This window comes from Pseudomonas saliphila (assembly GCF_008638345.1).
GTDB lineage: Bacteria > Pseudomonadota > Gammaproteobacteria > Pseudomonadales > Pseudomonadaceae > Halopseudomonas > Halopseudomonas saliphila.
In genome coordinates this window covers 215,831-234,693 of record NZ_VTVA01000004.1, presented here as the reverse complement: position 1 = coordinate 234,693, position 18,863 = coordinate 215,831, and the positions used below count along the sequence as shown (strand labels likewise).

Genomic DNA, 18,863 nt, shown 5'->3' with positions numbered 1-18,863 from the left:
GCAAACAACATACATAAGGATTGGCAATGAGCAACTGGCTGGTGGATAAACTGATTCCTTCCATCGTGCGCTCCGAGGCCCAGAAGAGCAGCGTACCAGAAGGCTTGTGGCGTAAATGCCCCTCCTGCGATGCGGTGCTGTACCGGCCTGAACTGGAAAAGAATCTGGATGTATGTCCCAAGTGTGAACATCATTTGCGCATCAACGCTCGTCGCAGACTGGACATCTTCCTGGATAAGGACGGTCGTACCGAGGTGGCTGCTGAGCTGGAGCCGGTGGACAAGTTGAAGTTCCGCGACACCAAGAAATACAAGGATCGCTTGATCGCCGCTCAGAAGGAGACGGGCGAGAAGGATGCGCTGGTGGTCATGGAAGGCACGCTGAGGGGCATGCCGATTGTTGCCAGCGCCTTTGAATTCAGCTTCATGGGTGGCTCCATGGGCAGCGTGGTGGGCGCGCGTTTTGTACGCGGCGCAGAAATCGCCCTGCGTGAACGCATCCCCTATGTGTGCTTCCCGGCTTCGGGTGGTGCGCGAATGCAGGAAGCGCTGTTCTCGTTGATGCAGATGGCCAAGACCAGCGCTGCGCTGGCCCGACTCAAGGAAGAAGGCATTCCCTTCATCTCGGTGATGACCGATCCGGTATATGGTGGTGTGTCGGCAAGTCTGGCGATGCTCGGTGATCTCAACATGTCCGAACCCAACGCCTTGATCGGTTTTGCCGGTCCGCGGGTTATCGAACAGACGGTCCGTGAGAAACTCCCTGCCGGCTTCCAGCGCAGTGAATTCCTGCTTGAGCATGGTGCGTTGGATATGATCGTGTCTCGTATCGAAATGCGCGACCGGGTCGCCAGCATTCTGTCGATGATGACAGGCGTTCCGCTTCAGCCGGGAACCGAGCTGGTCGAGACTACTGACGATGAGGCAGACGAGGCCTGATGCCCCCGCGCAGCCTTGCCGAATGGTTGACCCGTCTGGAGCAGTTGCACCCTAAAGAAATCGATATGGGGCTGGCACGGGTCAGCAGTGTTGCCAGGCGGCTGGAGGTGCTTCGACCCGCACCGCTGGTCTTCACCGTCACCGGCACCAATGGCAAGGGCAGTACTTGTGCTGTCCTTGCCTCACTGCTGCACCAGGCTGGCAAGCGGACCGGCGTGTATACGTCGCCGCATCTGCTTCGTTATAACGAGCGCATCAGTGTCGCCGGGCAACTGGCTACGGACGATCAGTTGTGCAAGGCGTTCGAGGCTGTCGATCAGGCGCGTGGCGACGTTTCGCTCACCTATTTCGAGTTTGGTACGCTTGCCGCGCTGTGGTTGTTCAAGGACGCTGAGCTGGACGCCGTGGTGCTTGAAGTGGGCCTCGGTGGGCGGCTCGACGCCGTCAACGTAGTTGATGCGAGTGTTGCGGTGGTAACCAGTATCGGGCTGGATCACCAGGAATATCTTGGCGATACCCGGGAATTGGTCGGGTACGAGAAGGCTGGCATTCTGCGCCGGGGGCGACCAGTGGTATGTGGCGAGCGCGATCTGCCTGAGAGCTTTATCGGGGAAGTGAAGCGGCTGGACGCCACGTTGCTACAACAGGGTTCGAAGTTTGACTGGAAAGAATCCGGCAGCGGACATTGGCAGCTGCAGGGCATCGATCACAATGGTCAGCCACGAACGCTGAACGAGCTTCCCGTCGTACGGCTTCCACGGGACAATATTGCCGTTGCGATGCAGGCCTTCTGGGCGGCTGGCCTGAACTTATCAGACACGCTGTCTGCGCAGGCGCTGCGCGACGCCTATGTCCCAGGGCGGCTCGACTGGCGTGTTGTGAGTTGGCTCGGTCAGCCGCGCAGAGTATGTCTGGATGTCGGGCATAACCCCCACGCAGCGGCCTTTCTCGCGAGGTCGTTGACGCATCGGGCGGCTACCCGTCATGCGATTTTTGGCCTGCTGTCGGACAAGGATCTCTCGGGCGTGGTTGAGCCGCTGAGTGGCAAGTTCGAATCCTGGGCGGTTACGCCGCTGCCCAGTCCGCGCAGTCGTTGTGCTGACGAGTTGGCAGAACATCTGATCGCCAGGGGCGAGCGAGTCGAGCTGTTCGAGTCTGTCGCCGAGGCATTGCGCGATGCCCTGGACAATACCCCGGCGACCACCGAAATAGTGATTTTCGGATCGTTTTTTTGCGTGGCAGACGCCATACTCTGGCTTTCCGAACACACTGAGGAGCTCACCGATGGATCAAGGCCTTAAGCAGCGCATTATCGGTGCACTGGTACTTATCGTAGCTGCCGTAGTGTTCTTGCCCATGCTGCTGTCCGGGCAGGATGAGACGGTCACGGTGGAAGTCGACGCGCCGCCTGCTCCGCAGATGGATGAGCGAGAGATTGACGTAGCGGCACCTGTGGAGCTACCGCAACCGGAACAGGTTCCGGACCTGCCGCCGACGCCTCTGCCGGACCCGGCGCCGATTCCCTTGCCTGAGCCAAGCGAACCACCCACACCACCAGAACCAGCAGTCGCCGTGGTCACCGAGCCGGCGCCTGTCGTGCAGGAAGAGCCGACTTCGACACCAAGTGCACCGGCTCCCGCTGCGGCACCCGCGGGCGACTGGGTCGTGCAGCTGGGCAGCTTCTCCAGTGACGCCAATGCTCAAGGGCTGCGCGAGACGCTGCTGACACAGGGATACAATGCGTATACCCGGTCGTCGACTGTCGACGGCAAATCCCTGACTCGGGTGTATGTAGGGCCGGTGATCGATCGTGAAGGCGCCAATCGTCTGCGCGATGAGTTGGCGCGCCGGCATGGCAGCCAGGGGATGGTCGTAGGGTACGACTCGGATAATCGCGCTCAATGATATTCCGGTCCGTTACGGCGCTCTGTTAGAATGACGCACTTTTCGCAGCAGGGCGTCGAATAGTGACTTTCACCTGGGTTGATTGGGTAATTATCGGTACCGTCGTCGTATCGGCTTTAATCAGCCTTACCCGCGGCTTCGTCAAGGAGGCCTTGTCCCTCACGACCTGGGTGATAGCTGGCCTGGTAGCCTGGATGTTTGGCGGAGCCTTTGCGGATCTGCTCATCGGGTATATCGAAACGCCATCGCTGCGTGTGATCGTGGCCTGCGGTATCCTCTTCGTTCTCACATTGATTCTGGGTGGATTGCTCAATTATCTGATCGGTCAGCTGGTCGTGGCGACCGGTCTATCAGGCACTGACCGTTTTCTCGGGATGGTGTTCGGCGCCGCCCGAGGTGTCCTACTGGTCGTAGTGGCTGCGGGGCTGCTGAGCCTGGCGCCGGTCGAAGCTGATGACTGGTGGCGGCAATCACAACTCATTCCCCATTTTTTACTGGTGGCCGACTGGTCCAAGGATTTCATCCTGGGTCTGATAGGTCGCTGATTTCCGCCTCTCGGCGAGCGCGTTTCCACGTTAACGAAAGGGTTCAGGTATGTGTGGCATTGTTGGCATAGTGGGCAGGTCGAACGTTAATCAGGCGCTCTATGATGCCTTGACCGTCCTGCAGCATCGCGGCCAGGACGCCGCCGGCATCGTAACCAGTGACAGGGGGCGATTATTCCTGCGCAAGGACAACGGCCTGGTACGTGATGTTTTTCATCAACGTCATATGCAGCGTCTGATCGGTAACATGGGGATTGGTCACGTCCGTTATCCCACGGCAGGATCCTCCAGTTCGGCTGAAGCGCAGCCGTTCTACGTCAACTCGCCGTATGGCATCACGCTCGCGCACAACGGTAACCTGACGAACGTCGAGCAGCTGTTACGGGAAATCTACGAATCTGATCTGCGTCATGTGAACACCAACTCCGATTCGGAAGTGCTGCTCAACGTCTTTGCACATGAGCTGGCCCGTGCCGGCAAATTGCAGCCCGGTGAAGAAGATATCTTCAATGCCGTGCGCGCCGTGCATACCCGTTGCCGCGGTGGTTATGCAGCCATTGCCATGATCACCGGTTACGGAATTGTCGGTTTCCGCGATCCGAATGCGATCCGTCCCATCGTGTTCGGCAAACGCGAAACGGAAAACGGCGTGGAGTATATGATCGCCTCGGAAAGTGTTTCGCTTGATGTGCTGGGTTTCGAGCTGATTCGCGATCTGGCGCCGGGGGAGGCGGTCTATATCACCGAGAAGGGTGAGCTGTTTACCCGCCACTGCGCCGACAATGCACAGTATTCGCCGTGCATCTTCGAGCACGTCTATCTGGCGCGGCCGGACTCGATGATTGACGGCATTCTGGTCTACAAGGCTCGCCTGCGTATGGGTGAAAAGCTTGCCGAGAAAATCCTGCGCGAGCGGCCTGAACACGGCATCGACGTGGTGATCCCGATCCCTGACACCAGCCGCACCTCTGCTGTGGAGCTGGCTAACCATCTGGGCGTCAAGTTTCGTGAAGGTTTTGTCAAGAATCGCTATATCGGCCGGACGTTCATCATGCCCGGGCAAGCAGCACGGAAGAAGTCGGTTCGCCAGAAGCTCAATGCAATTGAACTGGAATTCCGCGGCAAGAACGTGATGCTGGTAGACGACTCCATCGTCCGCGGTACTACCTGCAAGCAGATCATCCAGATGGCCCGTGAAGCCGGTGCCAAGAATGTATATTTCTGCTCGGCGGCCCCTGCGGTGCGATTCCCGAACGTCTACGGTATCGATATGCCGAGCGTCCATGAACTGATTGCGCATGACCGCACGACCGAAGAGGTCTGTGAGTTGATCGGTGCCGATTGGTTGGTGTACCAGGATCTTGAAGATCTGGTGGACGCCGTACGCGAGGGCAACCCGGACCTTGGACGCTTCGACTGTTCCGTGTTCGATGGTGAGTATGTCACCGGCGATGTGAATGAAGCGTATCTCGGCAAGATCGAACAGGCGCGTAATGACGCCGCGTTGGCTGGTGGCGAGAGCCACAACGAAATGATCGACCTGCATAAGCATAACGGCTGAGACTGACATGACAACTGAATGGGAACCAGGCCGGCTGGACAGTGATCTGGCCGATGCCGGCTTCGATACGCTGGCAGTGCGAGCGGGCCAGCGCCGCGGCCCGGAGGCGGAACACGGCGAACCCCTGTTCCTGACCTCAAGCTACGTATTTCGCAGTGCCGCGGACGCGGCAGCGTGCTTCGCCGGCGACGCGCCAGGTAACGTCTACTCGCGCTATATGAACCCGACGGTACGTACCTTCGAAGAGCGCATCGCCGCGCTCGAAGGCGCAGAACAGGCCGTTGCCACTGCCTCGGGCATGGCAGCGATCCTGGCTACGGTCATGAGCCTCTGTTCGGCCGGCGACCATATTCTGGTCTCGCGTAGCGTATTCGGTGCCACCGTCAGCCTGTTCGACAAGTACTTCAAGCGCTTCGGGGTCGAGGTTGATTACGTAGGCCTCGCTGATCTGAACGGCTGGCGTGCAGCGTGCAAGCCGAATACCAGAATGTTCTTTGTCGAATCTCCGTCCAATCCATTGGCCGAGCTGGTCGATATCCGTGGCCTGGCTGCGGTCGCGGACGAGCAGGGCGCCTGGCTGGTCGTGGATAATTGTTTCTGCACCCCAGCGCTGCAGAAGCCGCTGGAGCTGGGCGCACATATCGTGGTGCACTCGGCAACCAAATATATCGATGGGCAGGGGCGTTGCCTAGGCGGCGTGGTTGCCGGACGCAGCGAACAAATGAAGGAAGTTGTCGGGTTCCTGCGCACTGCTGGCCCAACCCTTAGTCCGTTCAACGCCTGGGTGTTTCTCAAGGGGCTCGAGACGCTTCGCTTGCGCATGAGGGAACATTGCGCCAATGCTCAGATCCTCGCCGAATGGCTTGAGCAACAACCGGCTATCGCGCGGGTGTACTACGCCGGGCTGCCATCCCATCCGCAGCACGAGCTGGCCAGATCGCAGCAGAGTGGCTTTGGTGCGGTAGTGGGTTTCGAGCTCGACGGCGGTCGCGACGCGGCCTGGCGTTTCATCGATGCCACACGGATGCTGTCGATAACCGCCAACCTGGGAGACAGCAAGACCACGATCACCCATCCTGCCAGTACGACCCACGGCCGCCTGGCGCCTGAAGTGCGCCTGGCGGCCGGGATCAACGAAGGTCTGATCCGTCTGGCGGTGGGGCTGGAAGATGTAGAAGACTTGCGCGCGGATCTGCAGCGCGGGTTGTCTGCAATCTAGACGTACCGCACAGTAGCAGCGGAGGCTTTGGCTAACGGATCACAAACGGCGTGATCCGTTTTGCTTCATGGGGGTTGGTTATTCTACGTTTGGGATGCCGCAGGGATAGTCGGCCAGCTCGCTGGTGCTTTGCCCGGCAGTGCGGCGCACACTCAAATCAAGGAAGAATCCTATGAAAGCTATATATCTTGCTGTACTGCTTGTCCTGTCGTCCTGGTTCGCACTCCCGGTTGTTGCACAAACATCTGCAGCCCCGGCCTCCGTTATTTCGGTGAACATCAATAGCGCCAGCGCTGCAGAAATTGCCGAAACGCTACAGGGCGTCGGTGCCGCCAAGGCGGACGCCATCGTGGCTTACCGCGAGGCCAATGGCAGTTTCGCTTCCGTTGAATCCCTGTCCGATGTATCAGGCATTGGCGCGGCGACTGTCGAAAAGAACCGTGCCCGCATCGCCCTGCAGTAAGCGTTAACCTTTCTGTATCGGAAGTGGACGTCATTGCACCCCGCTTGGCAATGATGTCCACTTCCAGTCTCAGGTTTTGAGTCTACTTACCGAGTCCGTCAACTGATGCGCCAGGGCGGCCAGTTGTTCGCTGGTTGTGGCGCTCTGTCGAGTCTGGTCCACGGTCTGTTCGGTAACATCCCGTATCTGGATAACGCTCTGGGTGATCGCCTCAGCCGCCTGACTTTGCTGTTCGACTGCCGAGGCAATTTCGGAGTTACCTGCACGAATTGCACTGACCGCGGCGGTGATTTCGCCCAGTGAGACCCCTGCCTTTTCTACCTGTTCGACTGATTCGTGGGTCAGTTTTGCGCTGGCCTGCATGTCCTGCACAGCGTCGCCAGTTCCGCGTTGCAGCCCCTCGATCATCCGTTGTATTTCGTTAGTGGAGGCCTGAACCCGCTGGGCCAGCGCTCTCACCTCGTCGGCGACGACCGCGAAGCCGCGCCCGGACTCACCTGCGCGAGCAGCTTCGATGGCGGCGTTCAGTGCCAGCAGATTGGTCTGTTCTGCGATCTCACCGATGACCCTGACTACGCCGCTGATTTCCTTGCTGTGGCCTTCGAGTTTCTGCATGTGTTGAGTGCAGCGTTCGATGCTGGTGGCCAAGCCGGTAATGGTCTGACTGACCTGCATGACCTGATCGCGGCCCTCCAGAGCGAGCACGTCGGCACGGTGGGAGCGTTCGCTGGATCGCGCTGTGTTGCCGGCTATATCCTGTACCGTGGCGCCCATCTCATTGACCGCCGCGGCAACCATATCGGTTTCGCCTTGTTGTGCAGTCATGCCATCGCGCACCCGCACCATCAGGCCCGCCAGCTCGCTCGCGCCTCGATCCAGTTGTTCTGCGGCCTGACGAACCGAGCCAACCACCTCTTGCTGTGCACTCTGCATGGCGTTGAAGGCGCTGGCTATGGAGCCCACTTCATCACGGGTGTCTGCCCTGGCACGCAGCCGCAGATCACCGGTTTCCTGCACGGCCAGCATTACATCCCGTACCGCGATGATGTGTCGGGTGATGAACAGGATCAGCACCTGCGAGACCAGCAGGACGCCGAGCATCAACAAAAACACGCTCGGCGCGTAGGTTGGAATCCTGGCTATCAGCAACGAGAAAAAGTCCTGACGCTGCACGCCGAGGAGGCGCTGCTGTCCGTTTACACGCATGCTCCACAACCCGAACAAATTCTCGCTTGCAGGCGGCTTCAGGTCCGCTCGCGCGACCCACAGGGCCTGGCCCCCGGGGCCGGATGTAAGTTGACCACCCGTTACTGGCGGGGTGAGCCAGGTCAGGCCGGGTACGCTCTGATGCTCCGGCAGGCTGCTGATCAACGAGGCGGCCAGGGCTTTGCGCTCGCTGTGCAAGGTGTTTTGCTCGGCGTACAGGGCGACTAATACCAGTAGCAGCAGACTGACGAAGCTAACGCCGTTCACTGCCCAGAACTTATATTTCAAAGGTACATGCTTGAAAGAAACCATGCTGAATCCGTTGCCAGGGGGTATTGCTCTAGGATCTGTTGCCGTTTCCCCGCGGGCTGCATTGAAGAAAAGGCTTCAGACTCTGGTATCGGCCCCAATGCGGCGTTCTTGATAGCAAATGCAAAACTTTTAGCGTCCGTGGGTGCGGTGCGGCTCGGGGTGGATCAGGTATACTCGCGTCTGGTTTGGGTCTGTTGACGTTTCGTCGCGGCTCGCCGCGAAACGAGGAAAACATGATGGAAGTGATCCAGGCGAAAACAGTATTTATCGACCGCAATGACGTGCTCGCACAGTGGTGCGAACAATGGCTCAAGCTACCCTATGTGGCTGTTGATACCGAGTTTGTGCGGACCGAGACGTTCTATCCGATAGCCGGTTTGATCCAGATCGGCGATGGCGAGCACGCGTATCTGATCGATCCATTGGCCATCACTGATTGGGCACCGCTGGTCGACCTGCTGGCTGCACCCGGCGTGATCAAGGTGTTTCATTCCTGCAGTGAAGATCTGGAAGTCTTTCATCACCTGTGCGGGGTGGTACCGCAGCCGCTATTCGATACCCAACTTGCCGCCGCGTATCTGGGCATGGACTTTTCCATGGGCTATTCCCGGCTGGTGAAGGCGCTGCTGGACCTCGATCTGGCCAAGGATGAAACGCGCTCGGACTGGTTGCAGCGGCCTCTTAGCCCGACGCAGTTGCAATACGCAGCCGACGACGCGCTGCATCTGGCACAGATCTATGAGCTCATGGCGCCACGCATCGAGGCGGCGGGCCTGACCTCCTGGTTGCTGAGCGATACCGCTGATCAGGGCAGCCATGTTGGCGTACTGCAGGACCCCGAGTATGCGTACCAGAACATCAAGCAAGCCTGGCGCTTGAAGCCGGCCGAGCTGGCGATACTCAAGATGCTGGCGGAGTGGCGCGAGCGCGAAGCGAGACAGCGAGATCAGGCGCGTAACCGCATTCTCCGTGAGTCGGCCATGGTTCCGATTGCGCAACGCCAGCCCGATTCGCTGCAGGCTCTGTCACGGATCGAGGATATGCATCCGCGCTCGGTGCGCCATGACGGGGAGATGGTGTTGGAGCTTATTCGGCAGGGCCAGTCGGTTCCTGAACCAGAATGGCCGCAACGGTTGCCTGAGCCCTTACCGCCGGATGCCAACCGGCTGTTGAAGTCCTTGCGCAGGGTAGGGCAACAGCATGCCGCCAAGTTGAATATCGCGCCTGAAGTGATGCTGCGCAAAAAAGTGTTGGAGGCCATAGTACGCACAGGGTATCCAGCAGGACCTTACAGTCTGCCCAATGAATTGAATGGCTGGCGGCGCGAATTGATGGGCGCCGAGTTATTGGACGTGGTTAATGCGGGTTAAGTATGCAAATTGAAGTGTCGATCTACCGTAGCAAGCGCAAACCTGGCATGTATCTGTACGTGCCGAAGGAAACCGACTTGGCAGAACTGCCTGGGCATCTGTCGGTTGTTTTTGGCGTACCCGAGCACGCCATGGATCTGATCCTGACCGAGGAGCGCAAGCTGGCACGGGAGGATGTACGCAAGGTCATGGCTAATTTGCAGACGCAGGGGTATCACCTGCAGATGCCGCCTGAGGCGGAGGACTATCTGATCCATCTGCCGGATGAGTTGTTGTACCGGAACGATCCGATCTAGCTGGCCAGAACCTCGCTAGCTCAGACCAGTAACTCCACCACTGCAGGATGCCCCAGGAAGGATGCAGGACTGGCGCTGGCACCGTAGGCACCCGATTGCAGCACTACCAGCCAGTCGCCCGGCGCGGCTTCGGGCAGGCTGATCTTGTCCGCCAGGATATCCAGTGGCGTGCAGAGCGGACCCTGAGCCGTCACCGTCTCGGTCGGTGGCAGGTCGGCCTTGTTACCGATAAGCACCGGATAGTTCTTGCGCAGTATCTGCCCGAAATTCCCCGAATTGGCGAGATGATGGTGCAACCCGCCATCACACATCAGATAGGTTTGGCCGCGACTTTCCTTGCGCTCAATCACGCGGCACACGTAGTAGCCGGCTTCGCCTACCAGATAACGTCCCAGCTCCATGATCAGGCGGGTCTCGCCAAGCCACTGCGCGTTGGCATCGATAAGCCCCTGTAGGTGGCTGCCTACGGCTGGCAGGTCAAGCGGTTGCTCACCCGGAAAATAGGGGATGCCCAGTCCTCCGCCCAGATTGATCAACTCAAAAGGCTTACCCCAGACCTCGCTGAGGCGCTTGGCCAGGGCAAAGGTCTGCAGTTGAGCTTCTTCGATTGCCGCCTGACGAAGGTTCTGAGAGCCACTGAAGATGTGCAGGCCGCAAAGCTGTAACGGACCGGCGCGCAGGCTGTCCAGCAGAGCGGGTATCTGTTCCGCATCAATCCCGAACGGCTTTGCCCCGCCGCCCATCTTCATGCCGGAGGACTTGAGCTCGAAGTCGGGATTCACCCGCAGGGCGATGCGTGGCTGCAGTCCGAGTTGTTCCGCGAGCCGCCGGATGCGCGTCAGCTCACCGGTTGATTCAACGTTGAGCATGATGCCGCTGACGATCGCCGCGGCCAGTTCATGGTCACCCTTGGCCGGCCCGGCGAAGCTGATCTCCTGGGGGTTCATCCCGGTATCCAGAGCCGTCCGCAGCTCACCTATCGAGGCGACATCCAGCCCGTCGACTTCGCCAGCCATCAATTGCACCACCGCCGGCATGGGGTTGGCCTTGATCGCGTAATGCAGTTCTACACGGTCGGGCAGGGCGCTGCGCAGCTCAGTCACCCGGCGCTGGATCAGTGCGCGGTCATAGGCATAGAACGGCGTCTGGCCGGCACGCAAGGTCAGTTGGTGTAGCGTCTGGCCATTGATCAGCAGCTGGCTGGCGTGGATATGTAGATTGTCGAAAGCGGCGTGGGTTGTCATGGCTGTCCCGGTTGAATAGCGGAAAGGATCTTTGAGCCTCAGCGGTTACGCTTCAGCGTCATCAAGCGCTCCTTCTCGGAGCCAGATTGTATTGCCAGGGTAGAGCGCTTGACCAGCTCGGCGATGCCTTCTTCGGGATCTGGCCAACGGACGGAGAAAGCATGCCCGGCAATATTCAGGCTGCCTGTGAATTGCGCCAGCATAATGAAAGGCGGTCCTATTATTCCCATGATCATATTGTTATGTTATAACAAGTAACTCGTACATGGAGACTATTTGATGAATGCTCACAATACCCCGCTGCCCGTTACAGTTCTTTCGGGGTTTCTTGGCGCCGGCAAAAGCACCTTGCTCAACCAGATTCTGAAGAATCGCGAGAATCTGCGTGTGGCCGTAATCGTTAACGATATGAGCGAAATCAACATCGATGGCGGCGAAGTCCAGCGCGATGTCAGTCTGAATCGGGCGGAAGAGCGCCTTGTGGAAATGAGTAACGGATGCATCTGCTGCACCCTACGCGAGGATCTACTGGAGGAAGTGGCGAAGCTTGCGGGCGAGGGCAGATTTGACTACCTGCTGATAGAGTCGACCGGGATTTCCGAGCCCATGCCTGTGGCCGAAACGTTCACCTTTCGCGATGAAGATGGGCGTAGCCTCTCTGATCTGGCGCGCCTGGACACGATGGTCACAGTGGTGGACGGGCTGAACTTTCTGCAGGACTTTCACGCCGCGGACGCCCTGGCCAGCCGTGGCGAGACCTTAGGTGAAGACGATCAACGTTCCATCACCGATCTGCTGATCGAGCAGGTAGAGTTCGCGGACGTGCTGTTGGTCAGCAAGACCGATCTTATCTCGAGCGACCATCGTGAGGAATTACTGGCCATCCTGCGCAGCCTTAATCCTGAAGCGGACATTGTGCCTGCCGTGATGGGGCAGGTGCCGCTTGACCGGATACTTGATACTCGGCGTTTCAACTTCGAGAAGGCAGCTCAGGCTCCTGGCTGGCTCAAGGAAATGCGCGGCGAGCATGTGCCTGAAACCGAGGAGTACGGCATTGCATCCACCAGCTATCTGGCGCGCAGGCCATTTCATCCGGCGCGCTTCTTTGCCTTTCTCAATCAGCCCTGGACCAATGGCCGGCTGCTGCGCTCAAAGGGGTATTTCTGGCTGGCGTCACGCCCCGAGGAGGCTGGCAACTGGTCTCAGGCTGGTGGCTTGATGCGCTACGGCCAGGCCGGCCATTGGTGGACCGCAGTGCCGGAAGCACAATGGCCACAGGATGAAGAGAGCCGCAACGCCATTATGGAAAAGTGGGATCCGCAGGTTGGCGACTGCCGACAGGAGCTTGTCTTCATTGGGCAGAATATCGATTTCGAGCAGCTGAACGCAGACCTGGATGCCTGTCTGCTGACAGCGGTTGAACTGGAAAGCGGCCCCGCAGCCTGGATTGCCCTGGCTGACCCCTTCCAGCAGTGCACGGAGGTCGCATGATGCTGGCTTATGAACACATGGATGCTCCATGCCAGGTTCTGAGTGCCCAGGCAGATAGCCTGCCGTCCATTCTCGAGCCGACTGTCAATCTTGCGGTATGGCAGCGTGAGTTGCCGTCTCCGCTGCAGAGCTTTATCAGCACGATGCTCGCTGCAGGCACCCATGTTTCCCAGTCCGTGACGCTTGAGCCACGGGAAAACGGACCGCAACATCTGTCCGGTCTGTTGCCAGAGTGTGCAGCCATGCCTGGGTATGACGATTTTATCGATGACCTGACGTTGCTCTTCGAGATGTTTGTGTGCCTTTTCGAGGTGCGACGGGCCGGAATCAGGCTGCGCAGCCTTGACGCTGCCATGTGTCCGCGCTGGCACGTCGATCAGGTGCCAGTGCGTTTGATCACGACGTACTCGGGACCAGGCTCACAGTGGCTGGGTGAAGGCCGGATGCCTCGCGATGCGATCGGCTCACCACGGTCTGATGACTGGTCCGCAGTACAACCGTCGGGCACGCTCAAGGCAGGGGACGTGGCATTATTCAAGGGCGAACGCTGGCACGGCAATGAGGGCAGGGGCATCGTTCACCGCTCGCCGGTACCGGGCCAGGGCGAGCGAAGGATGGTGGTTACGCTGGATTGGTTGCGCTAGCCCGGCAGGCTCAGAATCTGTTGACCAGATCAGCGGGCTGATTGGTCAATGGTTTCGGCAAGCTTCAATCGTGCTTTCGAAAGGTAACTGACGAGCCGCGTATCGGCGGCAGCGCCAGAAACACACGACTGAATCGCTTCGACGGCTACAGTGCCGTGTATACAGCGCTCAAGGTCGGGTGCGGCGAGCGTCGCTACGTAGCGGATCGAGTAAATAGGAGAGCCCGTTGTGGTCAATCTCTTGCATCAGCTCCAGCAGCCGGCCGATCTCTCCAGAGGGAAAACCTTCGCGGGCAAACCAGTTCAGATAATGGCCGGGCAGATCCGCAATCAGTCGCCCCTTGTACTTGCCAAAGGGCATCTCGCGGGTCAGGAGTAGCTGCAGGTCTTCCGGTTTCATTCAACTACCTTAAATCGTCAGGGCGCGTTGATCGTAGCTCAGGCGTTATCGAACAGTCGCGCATAGCGTTGGCGCAGCAGACTTCGATCGTACTTGCCGTTGGCATTGCGCGGAATGCTCTCGCACCAGATCCACGCCTGAGGTTGCATATAGTTGGGTAGACGGGATTTGAGCCAGGCCTGCAGTTGCGCTTCATTGGCCCGGTTACCACGCAGTATGGCAATGGGCGCCTGCCCCAGGGTGACGTGTTCTGCTCCGGTAATCACCGCTTCATCCAGCAGCCCGCTTTCCAGTAGCGTCTGTTCGATCTCGTCGGGACTGATCCGATAGCCCGAGCACTTGATCTGCTCATCCCGGCGACCGACGAAGAACATGAAGCCGTCAGCATCGCGGTAAACCCGGTCGCCGGACCAGACCGCGAGCTCTACGCTCGGCTGTTCCTGTGGCTGGCAGGGCGCGGGACGGAAACGTTCGGCGGTACGTGATGGATCATTCCAGTAGCCCATACCAACCAGTGCGCCGCGATGGACCAGCTCGCCTTCTTCACCGCTCTCACACAGGCTGCCGTCTTCACGCACGACCAGTACTTCCGCATTGGGAATGGCAACGCCGATGGAGCCGGGCTTGTCATCGATTTGTTGCGGCGGCAGCCAGGTCGATCTGAACGCCTCAGTCAGCCCGTACATGAGGTAGGGCAGCGCCTGCGGTTGCGCGGCGCGCAGGGCTTGCAAGGTGGCTGCGGGCAGGCGTCCGCCTGAGTTGGTGAAATAGCGAAGGCAGCGTGCCTCATTCGGCCATTCCAGCTCGGCCAGCTGTTGCCAGAGTGGCGGAACACCGGCCAGACCGGTTATCCGATAACGAGCCACGGCCTTGATGACGTCGCGCGGCAGCAAATAATCAAGCAGGACGACGCTGCCGCCGCAGAGAAAGGCCGTGGTCAGCTGCGACAAGCCGTAATCGAACGATAGCGGCAATACGGCCAGCAAACGGTCTTCGGCGGTATTGCCGAGGTACTCGGCAACGCTCTGCGCGCCTACCAGCAGATTGCGCTGGCTGAGCATGACGCCCTTGGGCTGACCGGTACTGCCCGAGGTGTAGAGCAGCGCGGCCATATCGCAGTCGAGCGCCTTGCTCGGCTGCGGTGGGGCAACTGGAAGCTCAGCCCAGACGATAGTTCGAATCGGTAGCTCGGCAGTTTTGTCGACCAGAATCACCCCGGCAAGCCCAGCACAACCATCCAGTATGTCTGTCAGTTGGCTTGCCCGCTGCGCGCTGGTGACCAGCCAGCGAACACCTGCGTCTCGCAGAATGTGGCCGACCTGAAGGGCTTTCAGCTGGGGATTGACCGGAACAAATACCGCGTCCGCACGATTACTGCCGAACAGCGCGATGACGGTTTCGGGCTGTTTCGGAAGGTAGACCGCGATGCGCTCGTTACGCTGCACGCCGAGCGCCTGCAGGCTGCCAGCGAACGCCTCTACCTGAGTCCACAACTGCGCGTAATCAAGGGTCTGGTCACGCCACATGAGCGCGGGCGCACCTGCGGTACGACTGCAACTGTGCTCTATGAGCTGATAAAGACGCGTAAGCATGGTTCTGCCCGGTTGAAAAACGGCAGCCAGTTTACCTGATTCGCGCCACATTCAGTGCTCGCCTTACCACGAGCGCTGAATGTTCTTCTCGGAAATCTGCTCGTTCAGCGTCCAGTAGTCGTACAGCACGCCGAGCAGAAACAGGCCCCCGGTGAAGAAATAGATTATGGCGGTGATCCACTTGCCCAGATACAGACGGTGTGCGCCAAAAATACCCAGGAAGGTGAGCAGCACCCAACTGAGGTTGAAGTTGACAGGGCCGCTGCGAAAGCGCCGGTCGGCCTTTTCATCCATGGAGGGAATCAGAAACAGGTCGACAATCCAGCCGATGAAAAACAGACCCAGCGTGAAAAACCAGAGCGTGCCGGTCAAAGGCTTACCATAGTAAAACCGGTGAGCGCCCATGAACCCGAAGATCCACAACAGGTAACCGATGGTTTTGCTGTGGGTGTCAGAATATGCCATTAGTGCTACCTCAATTCCTTTTAGTTGTTATGCAATACTTAACAAGCTTTTGAATACGCGGTACAACCGAGTGCGTGCGCTCACCATAAATGATTACTGGAGCAGGTGCATGGTAGTACGGAAAAAAAACGGCCTGATACAGCAGGCGCGGGAGCAGGCCGGCCGTCTTACTACTCAGCGCCTGCGGGTCGGGGTGACCGGTCTGAGCGCGGCCGGTAAGACTACCTTCATTACCAGTCTGATCAATCAGCTGGAAAATCATCAGCGCGGTCTGCTGGCCCGTCGCGCGCCCTTCGACCGTCTGGAGTCGGTGCGCTGGCAGCGCGATTCGGTGGAACAGCCGTTTCCCTATCTCGAGGCCCTGCGCGCATTGTCTCTGGATCCGGCCGCCTGGCCGGAATCCACCCGGGATCTATCCCGTGTCATTGTCGATCTGCGCTTTCGCTCCCGTGGTTTTCTGAAGAAGCTGCAAGGCCCGCGTTCACTGCGCCTGGAGATTCTGGATTATCCCGGCGAGTGGCTGCTGGATCTGCCATTGCTGCGCCTGAGTTATGGCCAATGGTGTGAACAGATGCGCCGTTGGCTGGATGCCGAGCCGCGCCGCAGTCTGGCAGGCCCGTTGCGTGACGAGCTGATGGCTCTGCCGGCGGACCAGCCGCACGCCCCGGAACAACTGGCAAAACTGACCGAGGAATGGACGCTGTTTCTGCGACGCTGCCGCAGCGAAGCGGGCCTGGCACGCAATCAGCCAGGCCGGTTCTTGCTGCCGGGCAGTGGCGTCGCGCCGGAGATGCTGCGCTTCGTACCGCTGCTATCGGCCAATCAGCACAGCAGTGGTGGCAAAGGTAGCTGGTGGGCCGAGTGCGAGGCGCGCTTCAACTATTATCGCGATTACATCGTCAAAGGCTTCTATGACGAACACTTCAGCCGTCTCGATCGGCAGATCCTGCTGGTCGATATGCTTGCGCCGATGGACGCCGGTCAGCCGGCGTTGACCGACCTGAAAGCGGGTCTTGAGTCGGTACTGGAAAGTTTCCGCTACGGCCGTAACAGCTTTTTCGAGCGGCTGTTCAAGCCGCGCATCAACCAACTGGCGGTCTGCGCGACCAAGGTGGATCAAGTGGTGCCCGGGCAGCAGCGCGCGGTGCAGCAATGCCTGGAGGATCTGGTTACCGACAGTCTGTCTGAGGTCAGGCATGGCGGCGTCAAGGTACGCGGCTTCCCCCTGGCGGCGATCCGTTCGACGCGCCAGGAGGGTGATGCATTGGTCGCTGGGCTGGTCGGCAAAACCGGCTGGGTGCGCTATCAGCCTGGCAGCATTCCAGAGCATCTGCCGCTTGATCTCAAGGTCGACGGACCTGAACTGCTCAGACTGCGACCGCCGCCTGGCCTGCACCGTAACGAACCCTTTCCGCATTACCGTATGGATGACCTGATCGGTTGGTTGATCGATGGGAGCCAGGTATGAGTCAGGACGAGATGCGGCGTGAGAAAACCCGAATTCTTGAGAGCTGGGAGCAACCCGCCACCGAGGCAGAGCTCAAACGCACCAGGATTATTGGCGAGGCTACGCTGACGCCACGCGAGCAGGAGATCGCCGAAGAGCTGCCGTTACCCGGCACGATCAACGCCCCCCCCTTAACACCGTGGCCACGCCGATTGTGGCGCACGGCCGTTGCCGTGGCGCTCGGCGGTGCCGTATACGAATGGTCAACCTGGACCCTGGCAGCCTGGCAATGGCATCCGGTTGCCGGTGGCCTGCTGGGCGCGCTAGGCGTGGGGATTGCCGGCACAGGCCTGATGGCCTGGCGTGACCTGCGCCGTCAGCGCGGGCGGCTCACCGAACTGGAACAGCTGCGTCTGGAAATGCAGGCGGCGCTGGCCGACCCGCGGGAACGCCTGGCCGTCGACTGGCTCGATCGACTGCAGCAGCTCTATGCCAATACCCCGCTAGCGGCGCGGATGCGCATCGCCTGCGCCGATCTGGATGGCTCACACGGCGCCGATGAAGTCAGCCGCCGGCTGAATCTGTTGTTCTATCAGCCGCTGGATGTGCAGGCCCGGCAAATGGTCCGCCGGGGCGCCATCGGCACCGGCATGCTGGTCGCGACCAGTCCCTGGGTTGCAGTGGACCTGATGTTGGTAGTCTGGCGCAACCTGCGCATGATGCAGCGGGTGGCCGTCTGTTTCGGCTTGCCGATGGGCCAGCTCGGGCGCTGGCGTCTGGCGCGTCACGTGCTGCGCAATATTGCCCTGGCTGGCGGGACCGAAATGGCGATCGGCGCACTGAGTGACAGCCTGCTGTCCGGAATAATGGAAAAACTCGCGGCCCGCATTGGCCAGGGGATTGGTGTCGGCCTATACAGCGCGCGGCTGGGTCATTTCACCCTGGATTTGTGCAGGGCGGTGCCGCTGCCGGACCGCGAGATGCTGGCGGAGGATAACCGCGGCGTCATCAATGGCATTCGTGAACGATTAGGTAAGGTCAAGGATGAACACACCTCATAAATCACGGTCGCGCTGGTTGATGGAGCGCTGGCTGGCGAAACGTCGACACACCCTGGTGAAACGCTGGGAGGCGCTACAGCACCAGTTGTTACCTGCCGAATGGCCCGCTCGTTGCGCCCGGATGATGGCGATTCCTGATGCGGAAGTGTCCTCCTGGAAGCCCCGGCCGGGTTCCAGCAGTGCCGAGCTCGGGTTGCTGGTTCAAGGGCTGCCGGTTCATCAGCGCCGCTGGCTGGCCAGCCTGCTGGATGCACCCAGTGCCGGTGCCAATACGCTGATAGAGGCGATTGAGCGGCTGCAGCTGGATTGGCGGGTGCGGCTTGATCCGCTGCATAGTCACCGCGAATACGCCGCGCAGCTAGTCGTGTTGGCCCGGCAGCTGGATCTGCAGCCTGTTGCGGAATCGGCCTATCTGGAAAACGAACAGAAGATCTACCCGGCGATCGATGTGTTGTTGTTCGAATCCTTACCCCTCAGGCTGCGCACGGTCATGCTTGAGCGTTACGCGCCTGGCTCCGGTCAATATGTGGGCTGGTGGCAGAATCAATTGCTGGCACGGGCCGGGGAGCCCGGATTTGAATTGGAGGGTCTGGGCGAGCATGATTGGCCGGACGTCCCCGCAGCCTGGCTGGCCCTCGGTTGGTTATGCGGCCTGCGGTTGATTTCAGACGTTGAACGATAAGGCCCCATTCCGCGCATGGATGA

General features: G+C 59.6%; 20 protein-coding genes and 1 pseudogene. 14 read left to right on the top strand and 7 right to left on the bottom strand.

The genetic code is table 11. From position 1 onward, the window contains the following. Positions 1 to 26 precede the first annotated feature (26 nt). From accD to FHK95_RS06590, 7 genes are all read left to right on the top strand, one after another. Complete coding sequence (gene accD / locus FHK95_RS06625; protein ID WP_150303801.1) at positions 27 to 938, top strand: acetyl-CoA carboxylase, carboxyltransferase subunit beta; 912 nt, start codon at positions 27 to 29, stop codon at positions 936 to 938. Continuing rightward, positions 938 to 2,239, top strand: coding sequence for a bifunctional tetrahydrofolate synthase/dihydrofolate synthase (folC, locus tag FHK95_RS06620; protein ID WP_150303800.1), 1,302 nt, complete (start codon positions 938 to 940; stop codon positions 2,237 to 2,239). Before accD ends, folC begins: the two co-directional genes overlap by 1 nt. Continuing rightward, positions 2,223 to 2,843 carry an SPOR domain-containing protein gene (locus FHK95_RS06615; protein WP_150303799.1) on the top strand — a complete coding sequence of 207 codons (621 nt, stop codon included), beginning with the start codon at positions 2,223 to 2,225 and terminating at the stop codon, positions 2,841 to 2,843. Before folC ends, FHK95_RS06615 begins: the two co-directional genes overlap by 17 nt. A gap of 62 nt (positions 2,844 to 2,905) precedes the next feature. Further along, a complete protein-coding gene (locus FHK95_RS06610; protein ID WP_150303798.1) occupies positions 2,906 to 3,388 on the top strand; it encodes a CvpA family protein in 483 nt (160 codons plus the stop codon). A 49-nt stretch (positions 3,389 to 3,437) separates the two neighbouring features. Then, complete coding sequence (purF, locus tag FHK95_RS06600) at positions 3,438 to 4,949, top strand: amidophosphoribosyltransferase (RefSeq protein ID WP_150303797.1); 1,512 nt, start codon at positions 3,438 to 3,440, stop codon at positions 4,947 to 4,949. 7 nt (positions 4,950 to 4,956) lie between these two features. After that, on the top strand, positions 4,957 to 6,168 hold the full coding sequence (locus FHK95_RS06595) for an O-succinylhomoserine sulfhydrylase (protein ID WP_150303796.1): 1,212 nt from the start codon (positions 4,957 to 4,959) through the stop codon (positions 6,166 to 6,168). A gap of 172 nt (positions 6,169 to 6,340) precedes the next feature. Next, positions 6,341 to 6,631: a ComEA family DNA-binding protein gene (locus FHK95_RS06590; RefSeq protein ID WP_150303795.1), complete on the top strand. Its 291-nt coding sequence runs from the start codon at positions 6,341 to 6,343 to the stop codon at positions 6,629 to 6,631. Positions 6,632 to 6,700: 69 nt separating this feature from the next. Here the strand turns inward: FHK95_RS06590 and FHK95_RS20435 are convergent, their stop codons facing one another. Together FHK95_RS20435 and FHK95_RS20430 are read right to left on the bottom strand one after the other, a co-directional pair. Beyond that, entirely contained in the window at positions 6,701 to 7,429 is a 729-nt protein-coding gene (locus FHK95_RS20435) for a methyl-accepting chemotaxis protein (protein WP_408003591.1), read from the bottom strand. A 135-nt stretch (positions 7,430 to 7,564) separates the two neighbouring features. Further along, positions 7,565 to 7,732 (bottom strand): annotated as a pseudogene (locus FHK95_RS20430) (HAMP domain-containing protein); the annotation flags it as partial. 662 nt (positions 7,733 to 8,394) lie between these two features. Here FHK95_RS20430 and rnd point away from each other — a divergent pair. Next, complete coding sequence (gene rnd, locus FHK95_RS06580) at positions 8,395 to 9,519, top strand: ribonuclease D (RefSeq protein WP_178114736.1); 1,125 nt, start codon at positions 8,395 to 8,397, stop codon at positions 9,517 to 9,519. A 2-nt stretch (positions 9,520 to 9,521) separates the two neighbouring features. Beyond that, positions 9,522 to 9,815: a YcgL domain-containing protein gene (locus FHK95_RS06575; protein ID WP_150303793.1), complete on the top strand. Its 294-nt coding sequence runs from the start codon at positions 9,522 to 9,524 to the stop codon at positions 9,813 to 9,815. Between the two features lie 20 nt (positions 9,816 to 9,835). Here the strand turns inward: FHK95_RS06575 and FHK95_RS06570 are convergent, their stop codons facing one another. Both FHK95_RS06570 and FHK95_RS20025 read right to left on the bottom strand, forming a co-directional pair. Then, complete coding sequence (locus tag FHK95_RS06570; RefSeq protein ID WP_150303792.1) at positions 9,836 to 11,059, bottom strand: pyridoxal-dependent decarboxylase, exosortase A system-associated; 1,224 nt, start codon at positions 11,057 to 11,059, stop codon at positions 9,836 to 9,838. Between the two features lie 38 nt (positions 11,060 to 11,097). Further along, positions 11,098 to 11,262, bottom strand: a complete 165-nt coding sequence (locus FHK95_RS20025) for a hypothetical protein (RefSeq protein WP_178114729.1) — start codon at positions 11,260 to 11,262, stop codon at positions 11,098 to 11,100. Positions 11,263 to 11,338: 76 nt separating this feature from the next. Between FHK95_RS20025 and zigA the strand changes: the two genes are divergently transcribed. Then, entirely contained in the window at positions 11,339 to 12,550 is a 1,212-nt protein-coding gene (zigA, locus tag FHK95_RS06565) for a zinc metallochaperone GTPase ZigA (RefSeq protein WP_150303791.1), read from the top strand. Then, positions 12,547 to 13,194, top strand: a complete 648-nt coding sequence (locus FHK95_RS06560; protein WP_150303790.1) for a DUF1826 domain-containing protein — start codon at positions 12,547 to 12,549, stop codon at positions 13,192 to 13,194. The genes zigA and FHK95_RS06560 overlap by 4 nt, the downstream gene beginning before the upstream one ends. 168 nt (positions 13,195 to 13,362) lie before the next feature. Here FHK95_RS06560 and FHK95_RS06555 read toward each other — a convergent pair whose 3' ends face one another. The 3 genes from FHK95_RS06555 to FHK95_RS06545 form a co-directional block, all read right to left on the bottom strand. Next, entirely contained in the window at positions 13,363 to 13,593 is a 231-nt protein-coding gene (locus FHK95_RS06555; RefSeq protein ID WP_150303789.1) for a DUF3820 family protein, read from the bottom strand. A 38-nt stretch (positions 13,594 to 13,631) separates the two neighbouring features. Beyond that, a complete protein-coding gene (locus tag FHK95_RS06550) occupies positions 13,632 to 15,185 on the bottom strand; it encodes an acyl-CoA ligase (AMP-forming), exosortase A system-associated (protein WP_150303788.1) in 1,554 nt (517 codons plus the stop codon). A 63-nt stretch (positions 15,186 to 15,248) separates the two neighbouring features. Next, a complete protein-coding gene (locus tag FHK95_RS06545) occupies positions 15,249 to 15,650 on the bottom strand; it encodes an NINE protein (protein WP_150303787.1) in 402 nt (133 codons plus the stop codon). A 109-nt stretch (positions 15,651 to 15,759) separates the two neighbouring features. On the opposite strand from FHK95_RS06545, the gene FHK95_RS06540 reads away from it, so the two are divergent. The 3 genes from FHK95_RS06540 to FHK95_RS06530 are packed head-to-tail and all read left to right on the top strand — an operon-like array spanning position 15,760 to position 18,840. After that, a complete protein-coding gene (locus FHK95_RS06540) occupies positions 15,760 to 17,118 on the top strand; it encodes a YcjX family protein (protein WP_178114728.1) in 1,359 nt (452 codons plus the stop codon). Further along, positions 17,115 to 18,158, top strand: coding sequence for a TIGR01620 family protein (locus FHK95_RS06535; protein ID WP_150303785.1), 1,044 nt, complete (start codon positions 17,115 to 17,117; stop codon positions 18,156 to 18,158). Before FHK95_RS06540 ends, FHK95_RS06535 begins: the two co-directional genes overlap by 4 nt. Continuing rightward, positions 18,142 to 18,840 carry a hypothetical protein gene (locus FHK95_RS06530; protein WP_150303784.1) on the top strand — a complete coding sequence of 233 codons (699 nt, stop codon included), beginning with the start codon at positions 18,142 to 18,144 and terminating at the stop codon, positions 18,838 to 18,840. The genes FHK95_RS06535 and FHK95_RS06530 overlap by 17 nt, the downstream gene beginning before the upstream one ends. Positions 18,841 to 18,863: the final 23 nt, after the last annotated feature.

Bases quoted from the DNA above. Each gene is read 5' to 3' on its own strand.
- FHK95_RS06560 (WP_150303790.1), top strand. From the start codon at position 12,547: ATGATGCTGGCTTATGAACACATGGATGCTCCATGCCAGGTTCTGAGT.
- FHK95_RS06530 (WP_150303784.1), top strand. From the start codon at position 18,142: ATGAACACACCTCATAAATCACGGTCGCGCTGGTTGATGGAGCGCTGG.
- zigA (WP_150303791.1), top strand. From the start codon at position 11,339: ATGAATGCTCACAATACCCCGCTGCCCGTTACAGTTCTTTCGGGGTTT.
- folC (WP_150303800.1), top strand. From the start codon at position 938: ATGCCCCCGCGCAGCCTTGCCGAATGGTTGACCCGTCTGGAGCAGTTG.
- FHK95_RS06615 (WP_150303799.1), top strand. From the start codon at position 2,223: ATGGATCAAGGCCTTAAGCAGCGCATTATCGGTGCACTGGTACTTATC.
- FHK95_RS06590 (WP_150303795.1), top strand. From the start codon at position 6,341: ATGAAAGCTATATATCTTGCTGTACTGCTTGTCCTGTCGTCCTGGTTC.
- FHK95_RS06575 (WP_150303793.1), top strand. From the start codon at position 9,522: ATGCAAATTGAAGTGTCGATCTACCGTAGCAAGCGCAAACCTGGCATG.
- FHK95_RS06545 (WP_150303787.1), bottom strand. From the start codon at position 15,650: ATGGCATATTCTGACACCCACAGCAAAACCATCGGTTACCTGTTGTGG.
- FHK95_RS20435 (WP_408003591.1), bottom strand. From the start codon at position 7,429: ATGGTTGCCGCGGCGGTCAATGAGATGGGCGCCACGGTACAGGATATA.
- FHK95_RS06570 (WP_150303792.1), bottom strand. From the start codon at position 11,059: ATGACAACCCACGCCGCTTTCGACAATCTACATATCCACGCCAGCCAG.
- FHK95_RS20025 (WP_178114729.1), bottom strand. From the start codon at position 11,262: ATGCTGGCGCAATTCACAGGCAGCCTGAATATTGCCGGGCATGCTTTC.
- purF (WP_150303797.1), top strand. From the start codon at position 3,438: ATGTGTGGCATTGTTGGCATAGTGGGCAGGTCGAACGTTAATCAGGCG.
- FHK95_RS06535 (WP_150303785.1), top strand. From the start codon at position 17,115: ATGAGTCAGGACGAGATGCGGCGTGAGAAAACCCGAATTCTTGAGAGC.
- FHK95_RS06555 (WP_150303789.1), bottom strand. From the start codon at position 13,593: ATGAAACCGGAAGACCTGCAGCTACTCCTGACCCGCGAGATGCCCTTT.
- accD (WP_150303801.1), top strand. From the start codon at position 27: ATGAGCAACTGGCTGGTGGATAAACTGATTCCTTCCATCGTGCGCTCC.
- FHK95_RS06550 (WP_150303788.1), bottom strand. From the start codon at position 15,185: ATGCTTACGCGTCTTTATCAGCTCATAGAGCACAGTTGCAGTCGTACC.
- FHK95_RS06595 (WP_150303796.1), top strand. From the start codon at position 4,957: ATGACAACTGAATGGGAACCAGGCCGGCTGGACAGTGATCTGGCCGAT.
- FHK95_RS06540 (WP_178114728.1), top strand. From the start codon at position 15,760: ATGGTAGTACGGAAAAAAAACGGCCTGATACAGCAGGCGCGGGAGCAG.